This is a genomic window from Clostridium amazonense, from assembly GCF_056431285.1.
This window is the reverse complement of sequence record NZ_JBWKMH010000033.1, coordinates 101,785-118,926: the sequence shown is the minus strand read 5'-3', so window position 1 is coordinate 118,926 and position 17,142 is coordinate 101,785. Positions and strand designations below refer to the sequence as shown.

The window sequence follows — 17,142 nt, the reverse complement described above, 5'->3', positions numbered from 1 at the left end:
AGTTTAAAAAATTAAATACTGCGAGGTAGTTAGATGGCTAGTACAGTTAAAACAACGATAAGTATTGGTGGTGTTCTTGAACCTAGTGTTCAAGCAGCATTTAATAAAATAAGTCAGCAATCCAATAATATAGCACAAAAATGTGCAAAAGTAGCTAAAGTAACTGGTGGTGCTGTAGCAGCAGGGGTAGCTTTAGCTACTAAATCTTTTGCAAATTTAGAACAAGCTACAGCAAATGTAAGTGCTACATTAGGAAAAAACTCTACCCCTCAAGTATTAGAAGCATACAATAAAAAAGCTGTTGAACTTTCAGATACCATGAGTAAATCGTCAACAGAAGTTATGGAGGGCTTTAACTATTTAGCATTAGCTGGGTGGTCGGTAGAAGATTCACTCCAAAATGTTGGTGCGATAGTTAAATCTTCTGTTGTTTCAGGTATGGAGCTTGGAAGTTGTTCAGACAAGGTTACAGATTCATTATCTGCATTAGGATTAAGTGCTAAAGATACAGCATCATATACAGATTTATTAGCTTTAGCACAAACTAAAGGAAATGCTACATTTGAGAATTTACTAGATTCACTCTTAGCAAGTGGTGGAACATTTAATAATTTTAAAATTCCACTAAATGAAACTGTTGCTATATTAGATAAATTAGCAGATCAAGGTCTTAAGGGTAGTGAAGCAGGAAATGCTATGAACTCTATTTTTACAAATATGTTAGCAGTTAGTGGTCAAGCTAAAGAAGGTATGACTGCTTTAGGTGTAAGCATGTTTGATGAAGCAGGGAAAACAAGAAATATGGCTACAGTTATTGCAGAATTAAATGAAAAACTCTCAGGATGCACTGAACAGGAAAGAGATACCTATATTGCAATGATTGCAGGTAAAAACCATCTTGATGATTTTAATAAGTTACTTGCTACATCAGGAAATGGACTTGTAGATTTAGCAGAGGATTTGAAAGATACAGAAGGTGCATTAGATAAAGCTGCTATGACAATTGATGATACTATATTAGGAAAGTTTAAGATACTATGGAATACTATTATTAATACTGGAAATGCTATGGTGAAAGAATTTGCACCTAATATAAAAAGTTCTTTAGAAAAAGTACAAGCTAAGATTTTAGAGTTACGTCCTAAGCTTATTGAATTTGCAACAAGTATAAAAAGTACAATAAGTGATTTTATACATTCAAATACTTTTGAAACCATTAAGAGTATGTTAGCTAATACATTTAATTTTATAATTCAAAACGCACCAACAATTATTAGTACAGTGAAAGGATTTATACCACTTATATTAGGAATTGGAAGTGCAATGGCTACTTTAAAAATAGCAAGTAAGGTAAGTGGATTCATGGGCACTATAAGTAAAATTGGAGGTGCTTTTAGTAAAATATCTTTTGCATTTAAAGCTGTTGCTGGAGGAGCTGCTACATTAGGTCAAGCAATGGGATTTTTAATGGGACCTATAGGGTGGATTGCTTTAGCAATAGGGGCAATAGTTGCAATTGTTACAATACTATGGAATAGATGTGAACCTTTTAGAGAAATGGTATGTAGTTTAGTACAACAAGTATCAGGATGGATACAGGGTATATTACTACCAGTAATAGCAAGCATAGGCGAAAAAATAAGCAACTTATGGAATAGTGTGTTAGCACCATTTTTGCAATTTATATCAGGAATATTGCAACCAGCATTTACTATAGCATTTACTGTTATAGGTTCAATCATTTCAACTACATTTGGTACTATTGGACAGGCAATACAATCTACATTACAAGCTTTTGGAGGAATAATAGATTTTATAACAGGAGTCTTTACTGGAAATTGGTCACTAGCATGGCAAGGAATACAAGACATTTTTGGAGGGATTTTTAATGGATTGATTTCATTAGCAAAAGCTCCTTTGAATGCTATTATAGGTCTTGTAAATAAAGCTATTGGTGGTATAAATAGTTTAGGAAGTGTAAAATTGCCTAAAGTTCTAGGTGGTGGAACTGTAGGTATAAATATACCTGAAATACCAATGCTTGCACGAGGTGGAATAACTAATATTCCATCAATTTGTGGTGAAGCAGGTCCAGAAGCAGTTATACCTTTAAAAAGAAATAATCCAAGAAGTTTATCACTACTTGAAAAAACTGCTGGTGCAATTGGTGCAAAAGGAAGGAATAATGAAGGTCATACTTTTGTGTTTGCTCCTAATATATCAGGAAATGTAACAGATGATGAAATTAGAAAAATAAGAGAAGAATATGAGGACTTCAAAGAGTGGGTTTTATCAGTTTTTGATGATGAAAGGAGAACAGATTTTGCATAAATATATAACTAAAGCAGGAGATACTTTTGATAGTATCTCTTTTGATTTTTATGGAACTGAAAAATATTCAAGCGAAATAATTGAAGCAAACTTAAATTATATAGATATAGTAATTTTTGATTCGGAAATTCAATTATCAATTCCCAAAATTGATGTAAAAGTAGAGAATACTTTGCCACCATGGAAAAGGTGATTAAATGAAATTAATTTATGAAGGTGTAGAAATTAATTTAAAAATATTAGAATGTAAAATAACAGATAACATAGGAGATAAAGCAGATAGTATTATTATTTCTTTTGCAGATTCAGAATTAAAATATAGACAATGGAATTTTAAAAAAAATGATTGTATAGAAATTATAGAGGGACTATTTTCTACTGGAAAAATGTATATAGATGACTTTGGATGTTCTAATGGTAAATATACAATTAAAGCATTATCTATTAAGAAAAAAACAAAAACTAAAAATACAAGGGCTTGGGAAAATGTAAGATTTTTAGATTTAGCAAAAGATCTTGTAAAAGAAGAAGGATTAAATTTAAAAACTTATGGTATAGAAAACTATATATATGAAAGAGTAGATAAAGACAAAAGAAATAATATAGATTTTTTAAATTTTAGATGCATGTTAGAAGGTTATAATTTAAAAATATCAAATAATGAAGCATTAATAATTTCAGAGACATTTTTAGAAGAACAAATAGAAGAAATAATAATATGTAAAGAAGATATGATTAATAAATATGATTTTAAAACAACTTCAAATAATATAATTAGTGGATGTGAGATTATTTATAATTCAGATTTTCTTGTTAAAGGTAGATATATAAATAGAAAATTTAATGGTGAAATATTAAAGATAAATGATATACAGACATATAACATAGTAGAAGCTAATAGATTTTCTAAAAATATATTTAAAAAATATAATAAGTATGAAACAATAGGAAAATTTACAATAAAGAAAAACACTAACATTTCAGCGGGAAATACAATAAAAATCTTAGATTTAGAATTATTTAATGGTAAATATATAATAGAAAAAGTAATTCATGATTTGGTAAATAACCAATCAAAAATTAATGTTAGAAAGGTAAATGTATATGAATAGAAAAGGAAAAATTTCAAATATATCCTTAAACTCAGTAAGGGTAATTTTTGAAGATATAAATACTGTTTCATATGAATTAAAAATTGCTAAACATATAAGCTTAATTAATTTGGAAGTAGGACAAGAAGTATTAGTAGCTTTTTATAACAATGATTTAAAAAGTGGTGTTATAATAGCTCAAATATAAGGAGGTGTATTATGGCACTTGGAGGATTTGCAAGTAAAAAATTTATAGTAAGTTCAAATAAAATATATACTTTTAATGAATATGAAAATGATATTTCATTGAATGTTGAAGAACAAGAAGTAGAAGGCTGTAAACCATCTATTTATATAAAAGGCATAAGTGCTGAAAGTCCCTCCATTTCAATAACATTAAGAGAATCAAAATATATAAATGTTCAAAAAGAATATAATGATTGGAAAAATATTTTACTATCAAGAATACCACATATGCTATTTTTAGGAGATAAGCCTGTATCAAGTAGTAAATTTTTATTAATTAAAATAGCAGCATCTAATGCTGAATTTATTTCAGAAAAGTTAATAAAAATCACTTTGAAATTAGATTTTAAAGAATATGCCAGAAAAGGTTATAAAAAAGAAGATAAATAATGTGGAGGTAGTATGATTTATAAAGTAAATTCTAATGAAAATATAAATTGGAATGCAAAAAACAATGAAAAAATAATTCAAAATGTGAGGAATATACTTAATATAATAAAGTTTGAACTTCCATATGCAAGAGATATGGGAAGAGATCCTAAAAATTTAGATGTAACTTTAGATATAAATAAGTATGACATAGTAGAAGAAACATATGATTTGATTGAGAAATATGAACCAAGGGCAATAGTTAAGGATGTTAATGTGTCAGCATTTAATAATGGTCCAGTAATAGAGGTGGTGATACAAATTGCAGCTTAATTTTATAAACACAAATGCAGATGAAATTTTCAATGAAACACTTAAAAGTATAGAAAATGAATTAGGTGAAACATTAGCTGAGGGAGATGAAAGAAAAATATTTTTAAAGTCTTTAATGCCAATTTTAGTTGGAATATCAAATAAAATAAATGATACAGCTAATCAAAATTTATTAGAAAATGCAAGAAATGAAAAATTAGACGCAATAGCAGAAAATTATCATAGTACCAATAGGTTACAAGCAACATATTCATTTTGTAAAGGGGTTTGTAAATTATCTAAAGAATTAGAAGAAGACACCTTAATAAAAGCAGGAACTAAAATTACACCTGATGGAATAGCAATTTTTAAAATTAGGGATGATGTAATAATACACAAAGGAGAACTAGAAAAAGAGATAGTTTTAATCGCTTCATCAACAGGGAGTAAATATAATGGTTATGAGGTAGGAAAAATAAATTATCTAATAGATCCAATTGCTTATGTTGAAAAAATTTATAATACTTCTATATCAGCTTCAGGCGCAGATGTAGAAGATGATAAAACATATAGAGAAAGAGCTAGATTAGAAATAGAAAGTAAAAGTACAGCAGGAACAGAAGGAGCATATGAATATTTTGCTTATAGTGCTGATCCATCAATTACAGGTGTAAAAATTATTTCACCATCACCAGGAGTAATTAAAATTTTGATTGTAGTAGATAATGGTGAAATACCTTCAGATGAAATTTTGAATAAAGTATATAATGAATGTTCTCCAAGGGATAGACGGCCACTTACAGATAAAGTTGAGGTAGGAACACCAGAAGTAAAAAAATATAATATTGAATTAACATATTTTCTTGATAAAAATTTCCCAACTAAAGAAGGAAAATGGAGAAAGGCAATTGAGGGTGAAAAACTAGATTGTAAAACTGGTGCAATAAGAGATTTTGTAAAATGGCAGCAAGAAGAAATAGGAAAATCAATAAATCCCGATGAATTACGGTATAAAATACAAGATTCAGCATCATATGAAGTTGAAGGAAGAAAAATATCAGGGATAAGAAGAATAAGTTTAATATATCCTGAACACACAAAAATTTCAGAAAATGAACTTGCAAAGGTTGAAAATATAAAAATAGTATATGGGGGTATGGAGTAATGAATTTAAATAATATAGACCTATTAAGTTTACAACCTTCATATTTTCAACAAGACAAATTCATTAAAGCTTTATGTAAGACATTAAACCCTTACTTTCAGAAACTTAGCAATGATAGCAGATTAGTTTATATTTATGGTAGAATAGATGAACTTGATGAAGATACAATTGATTCTTTAGCATGGCAATTTCATGTTGATTTCTATGATTATACCTTAACACTAGACAAAAAAAGAGAAATAGTAAAAGACTCCTTAAAAATTCATAGAATAAAAGGTACTCCAAAAGCTGTTGAAGATATGGCTTCAACTGTTTTTGGAAAAACTAAGTTAAAAGAATGGTTTGAATATGATGGAAAACCATTCTTTTTTGGTTTGGATGTAGATGTTACCGAAAGAGGTGCATCTCCTGAAGAATTAAAAAAGTTAGATACACTTATAGAAGCTTATAAAAATAAAAGATCATGGATAGATTTTATAAATATATTTCTAACGAATAGAGGTTCAATTTTTATAGGAGCTACAACTATATGTGGTGAAGAAATTATAGTATATCCTTGGACACCTAAAGATATTGAAAGTAAAGGTAATATAAAGTTATCTATGGTTCAAGGACAAGGAGTTGAAAATATAACTATATATCCAAGAAAGGAGTAATTTATGTCAGAACAATTTTATACAATACTAACTAAATTAGGTAAAGCTAAAATAGCCAATGCAAGTGCTTTAGGCACAACTTTAAATCTAATAAAGTTTAAAGTTGGAGATAGCAACGGAAGTTATTATAATCCAATGGAAGATCAACAAGCATTAAAGAATAAAGTTTGGGAAGGTCCTGTAAGTAGTATAACTATTGATGAAAATAATCCTAACTGGATTATTATACAAGCAATGATTCCAGGTGATATTGGTGGCTTTATGATTCGTGAAGCAGGGGTATTTGATAGTGAGGACAATCTTATTGCAATAGGGAAATACCCTGAGACATATAAACCATTAGCAAGTGAAGGTTCATCAAAAGATTTATTTATAAAAATGATATTAGAAGTTAGTAATACAGCTAGTGTTACATTAAAAATAGATCCTACAGTTATACTTGCAACTAAAAAAGATATACAGATATTAGAACAAAAAATTGAAAATATTAAAGTTCCAGTTGAAAGTGTAAACTCTAAAACAGGAGCAATAGAACTTAAAGCAGAGGATATTAATTGCAATGATGGTAAGTCTATTGAGTCGCATTTGGAAGATATTGTGACAAAGGAATTGCCCCAAAAAATAGATTGCAATAACTATGTGGCTAATAATGCTTTTGCAGTTACAAGTGGAACTAGTACTGCCTATACAATAACACTTAATCCAGCACCACAAAAATATGAAGATGGTATGCAAATTATTATAAAACCACATATAACTTGTGGGAACAGCCCAACTTTAAATGTAAATAACTTAGGAGCTCTATTTATAAAAAGTCAAGATGGAGAAAATCTATTAGCAGAAGATATAAAAGTTGATATACCGATAGTACTTGTGAGGATAGGTAGCAGTTTTTTTATCTGTAATAAGAATAACACAGATTTTTTTAACAACAAATATTATAAAAAAGATCCGTGGTGCTATAATGCTAGTAATCCATCTATAACATCAAAATATGCATCTAATTTTATATTGCATAATAATAAAATATATCATATAACTGGAAAGATGATTGAGATGTTTAATATAAATGAAAATAAATGGACTGCTGTTCTAGAAAGTAGTAGAGATATATTTAATACTTTCTTATATAAAAATAAAATTTATTGTTTTGGAAATAATTATGGTGATGGTTATGGAAACTCTTATACTGATTTTTTTATATATGATATATCTACAAATACAATTACAAGTTGTGCAAAAATGCCATGTGTATATGTTATGGACAAATTAAAAGTAAATATAGTAAATAACAAAATATATTGTATAGGAATAAATGAGTTAAAAAATTACAAATTAAAACTACTGATATATGATATAGATAAAAATATATGGGAAGAGTCAACTTCTACATTAGAAAATGTATATGATTATTCCAATATATTATATAATAACAGAATATATTGTATAGGAGGATTTTCTGGTGACGCACAAAATATTAGTAATAGAACTGTATCAAATTTAGTACAAATATATAATATAAATACAAATACATGGAGTAAAGGTGCAAATATGATTACAGGTAGATACGCAATGAATGCAATAAAGTATAATAATAAAATTTATTGCTTTGGTGGTACAAGTAAAAATGGTATTGTTAATAAAGTTGAAGTTTATAATATAGACACAAACACATGGAGTACATTAAAAGATATACCTAAAATTAGATGGGCAATGGGTGATTTTTTGGTTAATGATAAAGTTTATTTTTTTGGTGGATATGAAAATGGTTCAACGCCTATTAATAAATTAGAAGTATACAATATAACCTCCAATAAATGGTTTTCATATTCTAGTATGAAAACAGCAAGGCGTTATATAAAACCTATAGGATATAAAAATGCTATATTTTGTTTAGGTGAATATGATAATCTAAATGAAATATACATTCCTGAATATGATCATGAAAGGATTGAGATATAAAATGATAAAAATATGGGACAAAAAAGAATCTATTAATGGATGTAGTGCTGAAGAATATTTGAACTCTATGCCATTCTTCAAAAAGTGCAGTGAAATAATACTATTTTATAAAGATGACGGATCAATAACTAATGTAGAAGATGCAAATACACTTAGAGAAATTTTAAAAGCAGATAAATCTATTACAGCTCTAGAAGTTGGAAAAAAATATGAAAAATATTTAAAAGAAAAATATGAAAAATCTCAGCAACAAAGTGATAATGAAAAGACAGATATGGAAAAACTTAAAGAAGAAAATAAAGAAATGAAACAAGCTATAGCAGAATTAAGTGCAATGTTAGCTGCTGGAGGTGTTCAATAATGATTTTAAATAAAGAAAGTGGATTAGTTAAAGTTTGGATTTCTTTAATAATGGAAGGAAAATATACATTAGAACAAGTACCTCAATTAAGTAATTTAAAAGAAGTAGTTACAGAATGTATTAGTTCATAATGGAAAAATAAGACGACATAAAATTAAATAATTAAAAGGAAAAGTAGGGACTAGGTAATAGTCTTTTTTTATTATATAAAAAGATGTTTTATGTAATATTTATTATTAAATTATGTGGGTTTAGGTAATATTACTCAAATAGTATGTATAATATAAAAGTGTAATAGCAATTTTTGCATCACATGATCCAAAACCCTTGATTAGGCAATAAAAAGATATATCACCCTTTTTATTGCCTAATTTTCTATAATAGAATAGTTAAAAAAATAAGGAATTAGAAAAGTAATTCAAATTATGAATAATTTAAAAGTATAATATATATAATACAAGTGTAGTTAAAAAATAAATATCATAGAGGAATCATTTTGAGAGAGTGAAATATAATAAGAATAACTATATACAGTTATTCTTATTATATTTTTATATGAAAAGATTGTTTATGTAATAGTGACCATTAAATATGGAAGTTAGACTAAAATAAACTAAATTAAGTATATAATATAAATATATAGAAGCAAATTTTTGTTTTAAATTATTCAAAAGTCCCTTAACTAAGCAATAAAGAGGTTTGAAAAAATCTTTTTATTGCTTAGTTTTATGCAAAGGAAGGTGAGCAGAGTTGAATGAGGAGTTAATAGAAAAAAGAGTAAGCAATTTAGAAGTTACACCAAAATCATCTAAGGCGACATAAAATTAAATAATTTAAAGACAATAGAGCAGGACCATCAAGGTTCTTTTTTTATAAAAGATATCATGTCTATTAAATAACATACGATATATTTAATAAATCTAAACATACAGGAGTGAATAGTATGAACTTACAAGGTATAAATATATCAAATTCTAATTACTATACAAAATCAGTAAAAGAAAAATTTATGGTTAAAGATAATGAAAAACTTAAAAAAGATATAGAAAAGCAAAATGAAATTAGAAAAAGCAATTTAAATTCAAATAAATTTGAAAATGAACAGGAAGAAAATGAAGAAGGTACAAGTTCTAAAATAGTTACAACGGCTGATGGAATGAAAACATTGTTGTTAATGAAAGATTTAAAAGTAGTTTCATCATTAAGTCTTGGAAAAAGTACAAATGATTTAGAAAAAATACAGGAAAGTGAAGTTGATAATATAAATATTAATATATCTGAATCAAATGAGTAAGAAATGTTTTTATATTAAAATATGTTTTATGTAATATTACTTAAATAATATGTATAATATAAAAGTGTAATAGCAATTTTACTTCACATGATCCTAAAACCCTTAACTTGGACAATGAAAAGATGTAGTACTCTTTTTGTTGTCCATTTCTTATAGTGGAACAATGTAAATGTATTAAAAAAGAGATATTCTTTAAATTGTAGAACATCTCCCAAATAAGTTGTAATGAAATAGGGATTTGGCTTTAAACAATTAATAAGATACGGTGAATTTAAATACATCATATATTATTATAAAATTTAATTTAGACTTAGGGTATTATGAACTCTTTCAATAATATTATATTAAGCTATACAATAAAGGGTGAATGATATAATATTATTTTTATATTAAAATATGTTTTATGTAATATTGACTATTAAATATTGAAATTAGAGTAAAATAAATTAAATCATTTAAAGGCAATAGAGCAGGACCATCAAGGTTCTTTTTTATTGCCTATTTTTATAGAAAGAGGTGTAGAAGTGGAAAAGGAAAATTTATTAAAGACAGGTTTTTATGGTGTAATAGGTTTATTAGGTGGTAGTTTAGGACAATTATTTGGAGGGTTTGATACTTTATTTTGGGCATTATTAACTTGTAGCATTATAGATTATTTTAGTGGTGGAGCAGTAGCGATTATATTTAAAAATAGTCCTAAAACAGAAACAGGAGGAGCTAAAAGTAGAATAGGGTTTAAAGGGTTAGTAAAAAAGACATTTATATATATGCTTGTTGTTGTAGCTGTTCAAATGGATATTGTACTAAAAGCAAATGGTTTTATAAGAAATGCAGTAATAATAGGATTTATGGCAAATGAAATACTTAGCATAATAGAAAATGTAGGACTTATGGGTATAAATTTACCTAAACCGTTCGTAGATGCAGTAGACATTTTAAAGAAAAAATCAGAGGGGAAAGAGGAAGGTGATAATAATGCAAAGTAGAAGTGCAAGTAATTTAAAAGGTATAGATATTTCAAACTGGCAAGGAGATATAGATTATAGTAAGGTTAAAGCTAGTGGGATAAAAATAGTTTATATGAAAGCATCCGAAGGTAGTAATTACAAGGATGCTTTTTTAGAACGAAATTATAGTAGAGCAAAAAAACAAGGATTAAAAGTTGGGTTTTATCACTTTTTTAGAGGTGATGCTTTAAATGAAGCTAGATATTTTGTAGAGTGTATTAAAAATAAAGCTTCAGATTGTTTATTAGCATTAGATATAGAAGTAGATTGTGGTATGGATAAAAGTACACTAACTACTGCGTGTATAACATTTTTAGAAGAAGTAAAAAGATTAACAGGGAAAAATGTTGTTGTATATACTTATACATCTTTTGCTAATAGTTCATTAGATCCAAGACTTTCAAAATATCCAGTATGGATTGCACATTATGGTGTTGAAACTCCAGGATATAATCCTATTTGGACATCATGGGTAGGATTTCAATATAGTGATAAAGGACAAGTTAATGGAGTAAATGGTAACTGTGATGTTAATGAATTTAATAGTGGTATATTTAATGGGGTTGTAACTCTTGATAAAAATGAGGGAATTGTTACAGCTGATGTACTTAATATTAGAGAAAAACCTAACGGAAATATAATAGGAACATTATCTAATGGAGCAGTTATAAGGATAGCTAAAAAAGTAGATGATTGGTATTCAATATTTTATGGAGACCATGGAGGATATATAAGTAGTGATTATGTAAAAACAAACTTTGGGAAAGAGAATATAAAAAAAGAGGTGAAAGTAGATATGAAAACAATAGTATTATATTTTGGTGATATGGATGCAAATGCAGCTATATATGTAGCACAAAAGAATCAATGTCCTATGATGAAGAAAAGTGACTTTGAAGTTAGTGGATTAAAGGCTGAAAAGATAATTACCATAGGTGGAAAAGCTGGTAGCACAAGATATAATAGTTTAAAAGATGCAGGTAAGTTAGTTTAGTTTAAATTAAAAAGTTAACTGTTAGAAAATCAACTTTTTTTAGTTATGGATATAACAGTTAACTTTTATGAATTGGTTAAAAGATAAGAAATCTACCCTTGCATCGCTGCACATAATTCAGGACTTATATTCCCATTACTATGTGGTGGAAGTTTTCTAGGTTCTAGCCTAGAGTTTTGTGTCATTTTATTCAACTGAGAGTTATTGGCATTTTTGCTGTTTTGCAAATCTAAATCAAAATCTTTATAGTTTGGCATATATTTAGCTCCTTTCTATTTAATATAATTTATAATTTTGAAACTTGACTTATAAATAATATATTTATAACATCAATATATTAGAATGTAATTTTTATGAATTTAATATGAAAAATATATTGTAAGAAAAAAGTACAATTACTAAATTAGCTGTAAATTTAAAAGAAAATGTAGTAAAATCAATGGATTAGAGTTATAATAGGAAATAAGAAATGACTATTTTACAGAGATTTAATATCAACATGAGATGTATTTAAGTTAAACAATTCTAGATACTAATTTAGAATTGTTTATTAAGTCGCATTAGCTAAAAAATATGACTTGATAAGCTATAGAATTATGTTAAAATAAATTATAAGTATAAAAGAATATTGCACAAAATAAGCCTGGGAGTTGAAAAACCTCTAGGTTTATTTTTTATGTAAAAATAGGCTTAGAAAAAGAATATAAAAAAGATGTGTAATAGCATTATATTTTGGCAATATGGATGCATATATAGCACAAAAGAATAACTGTCTGATGATGAAGAAAAGTGATTTTGAATCTAGTGGATTAAAGGTTGATAATAGATAGTATAAAAGTAGACAAAATATAATCTTGTCCACTCTTATTTTGAATCGCAATACTTTAAAGTTGTTTATTACTTTTCATAGTATAAACACCATTTGGATTGTTTAAGATACACTTTTCAATTTCGTCTATTTCAGCAATTGCATCTTCCATAGTTGAATACATACCTAATGAAGTTCTATTTGAAGAAAATATGCCAGTAGGTGCAAATTGACCCCATACAATTACTTTATTTCTTTTATCTCCACAAATAGAGGAAATTTCAACTTTAATTATATTAACTAATTCTTTTTTGTTTTGAGTTCTAATCCACATAAAGCACCCCTTGTTTTTTACTACAAATTAATTTGCTATTTTTAATAAACCAATTTGCTTAATAATACAATTGTTCAAAATTTTATATTAGTATTATACATAATTTATGGATTACAATTCCAGTATTTATTAAAATAAAATGCAATTTAAATAAATATTGACTCTCTAATCTTAAATTTCTTAACCATAGGATAACTATGAACTATCAAGTTTTTAGGACTAAGTATCTCTTTATCTGTACTGAATGTATTTATCCATTTATACCGTATAGTGGAGTATATATAAGATGAGCCAAGTTGCATTAACTATAAAATATGACTTGATAAACTATATAATTATGTTAAAATAAATTATAAGTATAAAAGAGTATTGCACAAAATAAACCTAGGAGTTGAAAAACTTCTGGGTTTGTTTTTTATGTAAAAATAGGTTTGGAAAAAAGAATGTGTTTTATATGAAAACAATAGTATTACATTTTGGTTATATGGATGCAAATGTTGCTATACACATAGCACAAAAAAATCAATGTTCTATGATGAAAAAAGTAATTTTGATGTTAGTGGATTGAAAGTAGAAAATATAATTCAAATAGGTGGTAGATCAGGAACAGGAAGAAATGATAGTTTAAAAGATGCTACTAAATTAGTATAAATTGAAAGGTAGATTGCAAGTTGAAAAATACTTGTAATCTACCTTGTTTTTTTTAGAATAATTTTATTAATTTAAAATTCATATATTTAATATAAAACAATACTTGGAGGCGATATATTCTATAATAAGGCTTCTACTACTTCTATAGATTGAACTACAATATAGTAATCGTATACGTCTTTAATGCCAATTAAGAAAACTTTTTCCTTTGATACATTTACTGTAATAGTAAGTGATATAGGCAATGCTAATATTACACCACCTGTATTTTCATTTTGTATTACAAATAAAATATTATATTGATAAGTTGTTTCATTGTCATTATCATTTTGCCAGAATATCCAACTATCATCTGATTGTTTTTGCAAATCAGTAAAAGCTTCTGTTATAGCCAGCCTATAATTTTTTGATTCAGCTTCAGTTAGTGTAACAGTTAATATATTTTGTAGCAAGTTTAAAACTTTATCTACCATAATATGAACTGCACATGTTTTTTCTGAAATTGCTTGATTTAACGTTCCTACTACTGCCATTTCAGGATGATTATTAACTATATCAAGAGCTTTATTAAAATTAAACTTTGAAATTTCTTTACCATTAATTTTTATAGTTTCTATGGCATCCTGAAAAACATTTGCTATTCTATTAGCTTGATTAAAATTTTTTTTATCTATATTAAAAATCTTTTTAAATTTAAGATCTTCATCATTTTCATTTTTTGATAGTAAAATAATCTTATCAAATTTTTTATTTTTCATTTTAAATCCTCCATATTATAGATTAAAATAAATTAATTTATAATATTTAACAAAAGGTTAGTTGTTTATAATATCTTAGCTTATTATTTTAATGGTTCAACTACTTGCATAGCTTGGACAGTAACATCATAGCTGTGTTCATCTTCAACAGTTATAAATAAAACCTTCTCTTTTTCTATATCAACTGTAATAGTAAGTGCTATAGGTAATGCTAACATTACGCTACCTGTACTTTCATTTTGTATTGCAAACAATATATTATATTGATAAGTTGTTTTATGAGCCTCAGTTTTTTGCCAAAATATCCAAGCATCTCCACTTTGTTCTTGTAAATCAGTAAATGCTTCTTGTATAGCTGTTTCATATTTTTTTGTTTCATATGCAGTTAAACTAACAGATAAAAGTTCTTCTAATAATTTTAAAACTTTATCTACCATAGCTTTAACTACATTTGTGTTTTGTGAAATTGTTTGATTTATTGTGCCTACTACTGCCATTTCAGGATGCTTATTAACTATATCAAGAGCCTTTTCAAAATTAAATTTTAAAATTGGTTTTCCATCAATAGTAATATATTCTATAGCACCTTGAAAAACTCGTGCCATTTCTATAGCTTGCATAACATATGGTGCACCTACGCTATATATTTGCTTAAATTGAATTGTCTCACTGTCTTCGTTTCTTGATAATAAAATAATTTTATCAAATCCGTTAGTATTCATAAAAAAATCCCCCATATTATGAATTTGAATTATTAATTTATAATATCCAATAGGTATTTAACAATTGAATTAGTATAAAGCTAATTCAATAATTTACATTATTCTATAGAAATTTAATTATTAATAAAATATAAAATTAATTAAATAAGTATTGAATTATTATAAATTTAATTCATTACTTTATACTATTATATAAAAATTAAAATGATACTAAAATTAAAATTCTATTAAAGTGATATTCAACTAAAAATTTAAGTAACATTATTCATATGCTTTAAATTACACTTGTTTACTCATATATAACAGTATAATGAACAAATACTTTATTATAACTTTATATTTTATTTTCTTTCAATTAGACTGTTTTTTAATACAAATTTAAAATATAGTATAAAAAGTATATATAAGTAATATTTAGCTTATATTATAAAAGTAGTTTGTAAAATTAATATTAGATTAGTTAAATAGAATTCTGTAAGTAAGGGTAATGTGCTATGAGGAAAAGCACCAGTTATGGTGCTTTCTTTTTACATTTCTTATATGGTATAATACTGTAGATATTTTATAAATAAAAAAAATAAAAATTGGAGGAAATTAATAGAATGAATATAACTAAAGATATTAATATAAAGGAAAATAATAAGCAATTAAAGTTCTGGATTTGTACTTGGGGTTGTCAGATGAATGAAGAGGACTCTGAAAAACTATCAGGTGGATTAAAGCCATTAGGACATATAAGAACAGAAAATAAGGAAGAAGCAGATATTATAATATTTAACACTTGTTGTGTAAGAGAGAATGCAGAACAAAAGGTAGAAGGTAACCTAGGGGCTCTTAAAAAGCTTAAAAAGGAAAAACCTAATACTATAATTGCTGTTACTGGTTGTATGATGCAACAAGAGGGGATGGCAGAGAGTATAATTAAGAAATTCCCTTATGTTGATATAATAATAGGAACACATAATGCTTATAAATTTAATGAGTATTTACAAAGAGCTTTAGGTGGAGAAAGACCAATAGTTGAAATATGGAATAAAGAAGATGATATAGTAGAAGGACAACCAATAGATAGAGCAAGTAGCATAAAAGGATTTGTTACAATAATGTATGGATGTAACAATTTTTGTACATATTGTATAGTGCCACATGTTAGAGGAAGAGAAAGAAGTAGAAAACCAGAAGAAATAGAAAATGAAATAAGAGAAATGGTTAAAGAAGGTTATAAGGAAATAACTCTACTAGGACAAAATGTAAATTCTTATGGAAAAGGATTAGAACCAAATATAGATTTTGCTATGTTATTAAGAAGAATTAACAAAATAGAAGGAATAGAAAGAGTTAAATTTATGACATCTCATCCAAAAGATTTAAGTGAAGATGTTATAGAAGCTATAAAAGAATGTGATAAATTATGTGAAACTATACATCTTCCAGTACAATCAGGTTCTTCTAGAATATTAAAAAAGATGAATAGACATTATGATAGAGAACAGTATATGACTTTAATAAGAAAAATAAAAGAAAGAATTCCCAATGTAGCATTAACTACAGATATAATAGTAGGATTCCCGGGTGAGACTGATGAAGATTTTGAAGAAACATTAAGTCTTGTAAAGGAAGTTGAATATGATTCAGCATTTACTTTCTTATATTCAAAAAGAAAAGGAACTCCAGCTGATATGATGTTAGACCAAGTTCCTGAGGATGTTAAAAAAGAAAGATTTAATAGATTAGTTGAAGCTGTAAATGAAATTGCAGCTAAGAAAAACAAAGAATATGATGGCAAAGTTGTAGAAATATTAGTTGAGGGACACAGCAAAAATGATGAAACTAAACTAACAGGAAGAACTAGAACAGGAAAATTAGTTAATTTTGAAGGAAATGAAGAAAATATAGGAAAGCTTGTAAATGTTAAAATAACAAAAGCACAGTCTTTCTCATTAGTAGGTGAAGAAATTTAATTAACTGTTATATAAATTAAAGCGACTTATGGTAATCCAATTTTAACTAGGAATAATTAAAACTAGAAATGATTTGATTGCCTTTAGGAATAACATCAACGAACATAGTGTTATTTCTAA

20 protein-coding genes are annotated in these 17,142 nt (G+C 26.6%); 16 read left to right on the top strand and 4 right to left on the bottom strand.

Annotated features, from left to right (window positions below):
* Nucleotides 1-33: 33 nt before the first annotated feature.
* From AC07E4_RS15005 to AC07E4_RS14940, 14 genes are all read left to right on the top strand, one after another.
* Nucleotides 34-2,331: a phage tail tape measure protein gene (locus AC07E4_RS15005; RefSeq protein ID WP_478216837.1), complete on the top strand. Its 2,298-nt coding sequence runs from the start codon at nt 34-36 to the stop codon at nt 2,329-2,331.
* The gene (locus AC07E4_RS15000; RefSeq protein ID WP_242838383.1) at nt 2,324-2,524 is read left to right on the top strand and encodes a tail protein X; all 201 of its coding nucleotides are present in this window, start codon (nt 2,324-2,326) and stop codon (nt 2,522-2,524) included. The genes AC07E4_RS15005 and AC07E4_RS15000 overlap by 8 nt, the downstream gene beginning before the upstream one ends.
* A 4-nt stretch (nt 2,525-2,528) precedes the next feature.
* Nucleotides 2,529-3,443: a hypothetical protein gene (locus AC07E4_RS14995; RefSeq protein ID WP_478216836.1), complete on the top strand. Its 915-nt coding sequence runs from the start codon at nt 2,529-2,531 to the stop codon at nt 3,441-3,443.
* Nucleotides 3,436-3,630, top strand: a complete 195-nt coding sequence (locus AC07E4_RS14990; RefSeq protein WP_148361073.1) for a hypothetical protein — start codon at nt 3,436-3,438, stop codon at nt 3,628-3,630. The genes AC07E4_RS14995 and AC07E4_RS14990 overlap by 8 nt, the downstream gene beginning before the upstream one ends.
* Nucleotides 3,631-3,641: 11 nt before the next feature.
* Entirely contained in the window at nt 3,642-4,058 is a 417-nt protein-coding gene (locus tag AC07E4_RS14985) for a phage tail protein (protein WP_051539954.1), read from the top strand.
* A 12-nt stretch (nt 4,059-4,070) separates the two neighbouring features.
* The gene (locus AC07E4_RS14980) at nt 4,071-4,370 is read left to right on the top strand and encodes a hypothetical protein (RefSeq protein WP_478216835.1); all 300 of its coding nucleotides are present in this window, start codon (nt 4,071-4,073) and stop codon (nt 4,368-4,370) included.
* Nucleotides 4,360-5,514: a baseplate J/gp47 family protein gene (locus AC07E4_RS14975; RefSeq protein ID WP_478216834.1), complete on the top strand. Its 1,155-nt coding sequence runs from the start codon at nt 4,360-4,362 to the stop codon at nt 5,512-5,514. The genes AC07E4_RS14980 and AC07E4_RS14975 overlap by 11 nt, the downstream gene beginning before the upstream one ends.
* The gene (locus AC07E4_RS14970; protein ID WP_478216833.1) at nt 5,514-6,170 is read left to right on the top strand and encodes a phage tail protein I; all 657 of its coding nucleotides are present in this window, start codon (nt 5,514-5,516) and stop codon (nt 6,168-6,170) included. The genes AC07E4_RS14975 and AC07E4_RS14970 overlap by 1 nt, the downstream gene beginning before the upstream one ends.
* Nucleotides 6,171-6,173: 3 nt before the next feature.
* Nucleotides 6,174-8,132, top strand: a complete 1,959-nt coding sequence (locus AC07E4_RS14965) for a phage tail-collar fiber domain-containing protein (RefSeq protein ID WP_478216832.1) — start codon at nt 6,174-6,176, stop codon at nt 8,130-8,132.
* Between the two features lies 1 nt (nt 8,133).
* Nucleotides 8,134-8,493, top strand: a complete 360-nt coding sequence (locus tag AC07E4_RS14960; protein ID WP_478216831.1) for a hypothetical protein — start codon at nt 8,134-8,136, stop codon at nt 8,491-8,493.
* Nucleotides 8,493-8,624 carry a hypothetical protein gene (locus AC07E4_RS14955; RefSeq protein ID WP_478216830.1) on the top strand — a complete coding sequence of 44 codons (132 nt, stop codon included), beginning with the start codon at nt 8,493-8,495 and terminating at the stop codon, nt 8,622-8,624. The genes AC07E4_RS14960 and AC07E4_RS14955 overlap by 1 nt, the downstream gene beginning before the upstream one ends.
* An 812-nt stretch (nt 8,625-9,436) precedes the next feature.
* The gene (locus AC07E4_RS14950) at nt 9,437-9,787 is read left to right on the top strand and encodes a hypothetical protein (protein ID WP_478216829.1); all 351 of its coding nucleotides are present in this window, start codon (nt 9,437-9,439) and stop codon (nt 9,785-9,787) included.
* Nucleotides 9,788-10,311: 524 nt separating this feature from the next.
* The gene (locus AC07E4_RS14945) at nt 10,312-10,773 is read left to right on the top strand and encodes a phage holin family protein (protein WP_478216828.1); all 462 of its coding nucleotides are present in this window, start codon (nt 10,312-10,314) and stop codon (nt 10,771-10,773) included.
* Nucleotides 10,763-11,788, top strand: a complete 1,026-nt coding sequence (locus AC07E4_RS14940; protein WP_478217273.1) for a GH25 family lysozyme — start codon at nt 10,763-10,765, stop codon at nt 11,786-11,788. Before AC07E4_RS14945 ends, AC07E4_RS14940 begins: the two co-directional genes overlap by 11 nt.
* Nucleotides 11,789-11,880: 92 nt before the next feature.
* On the opposite strand, the gene AC07E4_RS14935 is transcribed toward AC07E4_RS14940, so the two are convergent.
* Complete coding sequence (locus AC07E4_RS14935; RefSeq protein ID WP_478216827.1) at nt 11,881-12,045, bottom strand: hypothetical protein; 165 nt, start codon at nt 12,043-12,045, stop codon at nt 11,881-11,883.
* 627 nt (nt 12,046-12,672) lie between these two features.
* A complete protein-coding gene (locus tag AC07E4_RS14930; RefSeq protein WP_478216826.1) occupies nt 12,673-12,930 on the bottom strand; it encodes a hypothetical protein in 258 nt (85 codons plus the stop codon).
* 525 nt (nt 12,931-13,455) lie between these two features.
* Between AC07E4_RS14930 and AC07E4_RS14925 the strand changes: the two genes are divergently transcribed.
* Nucleotides 13,456-13,581 (top strand): hypothetical protein, encoded by a 126-nt coding sequence (locus tag AC07E4_RS14925; protein ID WP_478216825.1) that lies wholly within the window; start codon nt 13,456-13,458, stop codon nt 13,579-13,581.
* A 119-nt stretch (nt 13,582-13,700) separates the two neighbouring features.
* Here the strand turns inward: AC07E4_RS14925 and AC07E4_RS14920 are convergent, their stop codons facing one another.
* Nucleotides 13,701-14,339, bottom strand: a complete 639-nt coding sequence (locus AC07E4_RS14920) for a hypothetical protein (protein WP_478216824.1) — start codon at nt 14,337-14,339, stop codon at nt 13,701-13,703.
* A gap of 83 nt (nt 14,340-14,422) precedes the next feature.
* Entirely contained in the window at nt 14,423-15,061 is a 639-nt protein-coding gene (locus AC07E4_RS14915) for a hypothetical protein (protein ID WP_478216823.1), read from the bottom strand.
* Between the two features lie 602 nt (nt 15,062-15,663).
* Here AC07E4_RS14915 and miaB point away from each other — a divergent pair.
* On the top strand, nt 15,664-17,022 hold the full coding sequence (miaB, locus tag AC07E4_RS14910; protein ID WP_034440048.1) for a tRNA (N6-isopentenyl adenosine(37)-C2)-methylthiotransferase MiaB: 1,359 nt from the start codon (nt 15,664-15,666) through the stop codon (nt 17,020-17,022).
* Nucleotides 17,023-17,142 lie beyond the last annotated feature (120 nt).

What these genes read in the sequence shown, in the direction of transcription:
- AC07E4_RS15005 (WP_478216837.1), top strand. Translation starts at nt 34, where the DNA reads ATGGCTAGTACAGTTAAAACAACGATAAGTATTGGTGGTGTTCTTGAA.
- AC07E4_RS14995 (WP_478216836.1), top strand. Translation starts at nt 2,529, where the DNA reads ATGAAATTAATTTATGAAGGTGTAGAAATTAATTTAAAAATATTAGAA.
- AC07E4_RS14990 (WP_148361073.1), top strand. Translation starts at nt 3,436, where the DNA reads ATGAATAGAAAAGGAAAAATTTCAAATATATCCTTAAACTCAGTAAGG.
- AC07E4_RS14985 (WP_051539954.1), top strand. Translation starts at nt 3,642, where the DNA reads ATGGCACTTGGAGGATTTGCAAGTAAAAAATTTATAGTAAGTTCAAAT.
- AC07E4_RS14980 (WP_478216835.1), top strand. Translation starts at nt 4,071, where the DNA reads ATGATTTATAAAGTAAATTCTAATGAAAATATAAATTGGAATGCAAAA.
- AC07E4_RS14970 (WP_478216833.1), top strand. Translation starts at nt 5,514, where the DNA reads ATGAATTTAAATAATATAGACCTATTAAGTTTACAACCTTCATATTTT.
- AC07E4_RS14965 (WP_478216832.1), top strand. Translation starts at nt 6,174, where the DNA reads ATGTCAGAACAATTTTATACAATACTAACTAAATTAGGTAAAGCTAAA.
- AC07E4_RS14960 (WP_478216831.1), top strand. Translation starts at nt 8,134, where the DNA reads ATGATAAAAATATGGGACAAAAAAGAATCTATTAATGGATGTAGTGCT.
- AC07E4_RS14955 (WP_478216830.1), top strand. Translation starts at nt 8,493, where the DNA reads ATGATTTTAAATAAAGAAAGTGGATTAGTTAAAGTTTGGATTTCTTTA.
- AC07E4_RS14950 (WP_478216829.1), top strand. Translation starts at nt 9,437, where the DNA reads ATGAACTTACAAGGTATAAATATATCAAATTCTAATTACTATACAAAA.
- AC07E4_RS14940 (WP_478217273.1), top strand. Translation starts at nt 10,763, where the DNA reads ATGCAAAGTAGAAGTGCAAGTAATTTAAAAGGTATAGATATTTCAAAC.
- AC07E4_RS14935 (WP_478216827.1), bottom strand. Translation starts at nt 12,045, where the DNA reads ATGCCAAACTATAAAGATTTTGATTTAGATTTGCAAAACAGCAAAAAT.
- AC07E4_RS14930 (WP_478216826.1), bottom strand. Translation starts at nt 12,930, where the DNA reads ATGTGGATTAGAACTCAAAACAAAAAAGAATTAGTTAATATAATTAAA.
- AC07E4_RS14925 (WP_478216825.1), top strand. Translation starts at nt 13,456, where the DNA reads ATGTTCTATGATGAAAAAAGTAATTTTGATGTTAGTGGATTGAAAGTA.
- AC07E4_RS14920 (WP_478216824.1), bottom strand. Translation starts at nt 14,339, where the DNA reads ATGAAAAATAAAAAATTTGATAAGATTATTTTACTATCAAAAAATGAA.
- AC07E4_RS14915 (WP_478216823.1), bottom strand. Translation starts at nt 15,061, where the DNA reads ATGAATACTAACGGATTTGATAAAATTATTTTATTATCAAGAAACGAA.
- miaB (WP_034440048.1), top strand. Translation starts at nt 15,664, where the DNA reads ATGAATATAACTAAAGATATTAATATAAAGGAAAATAATAAGCAATTA.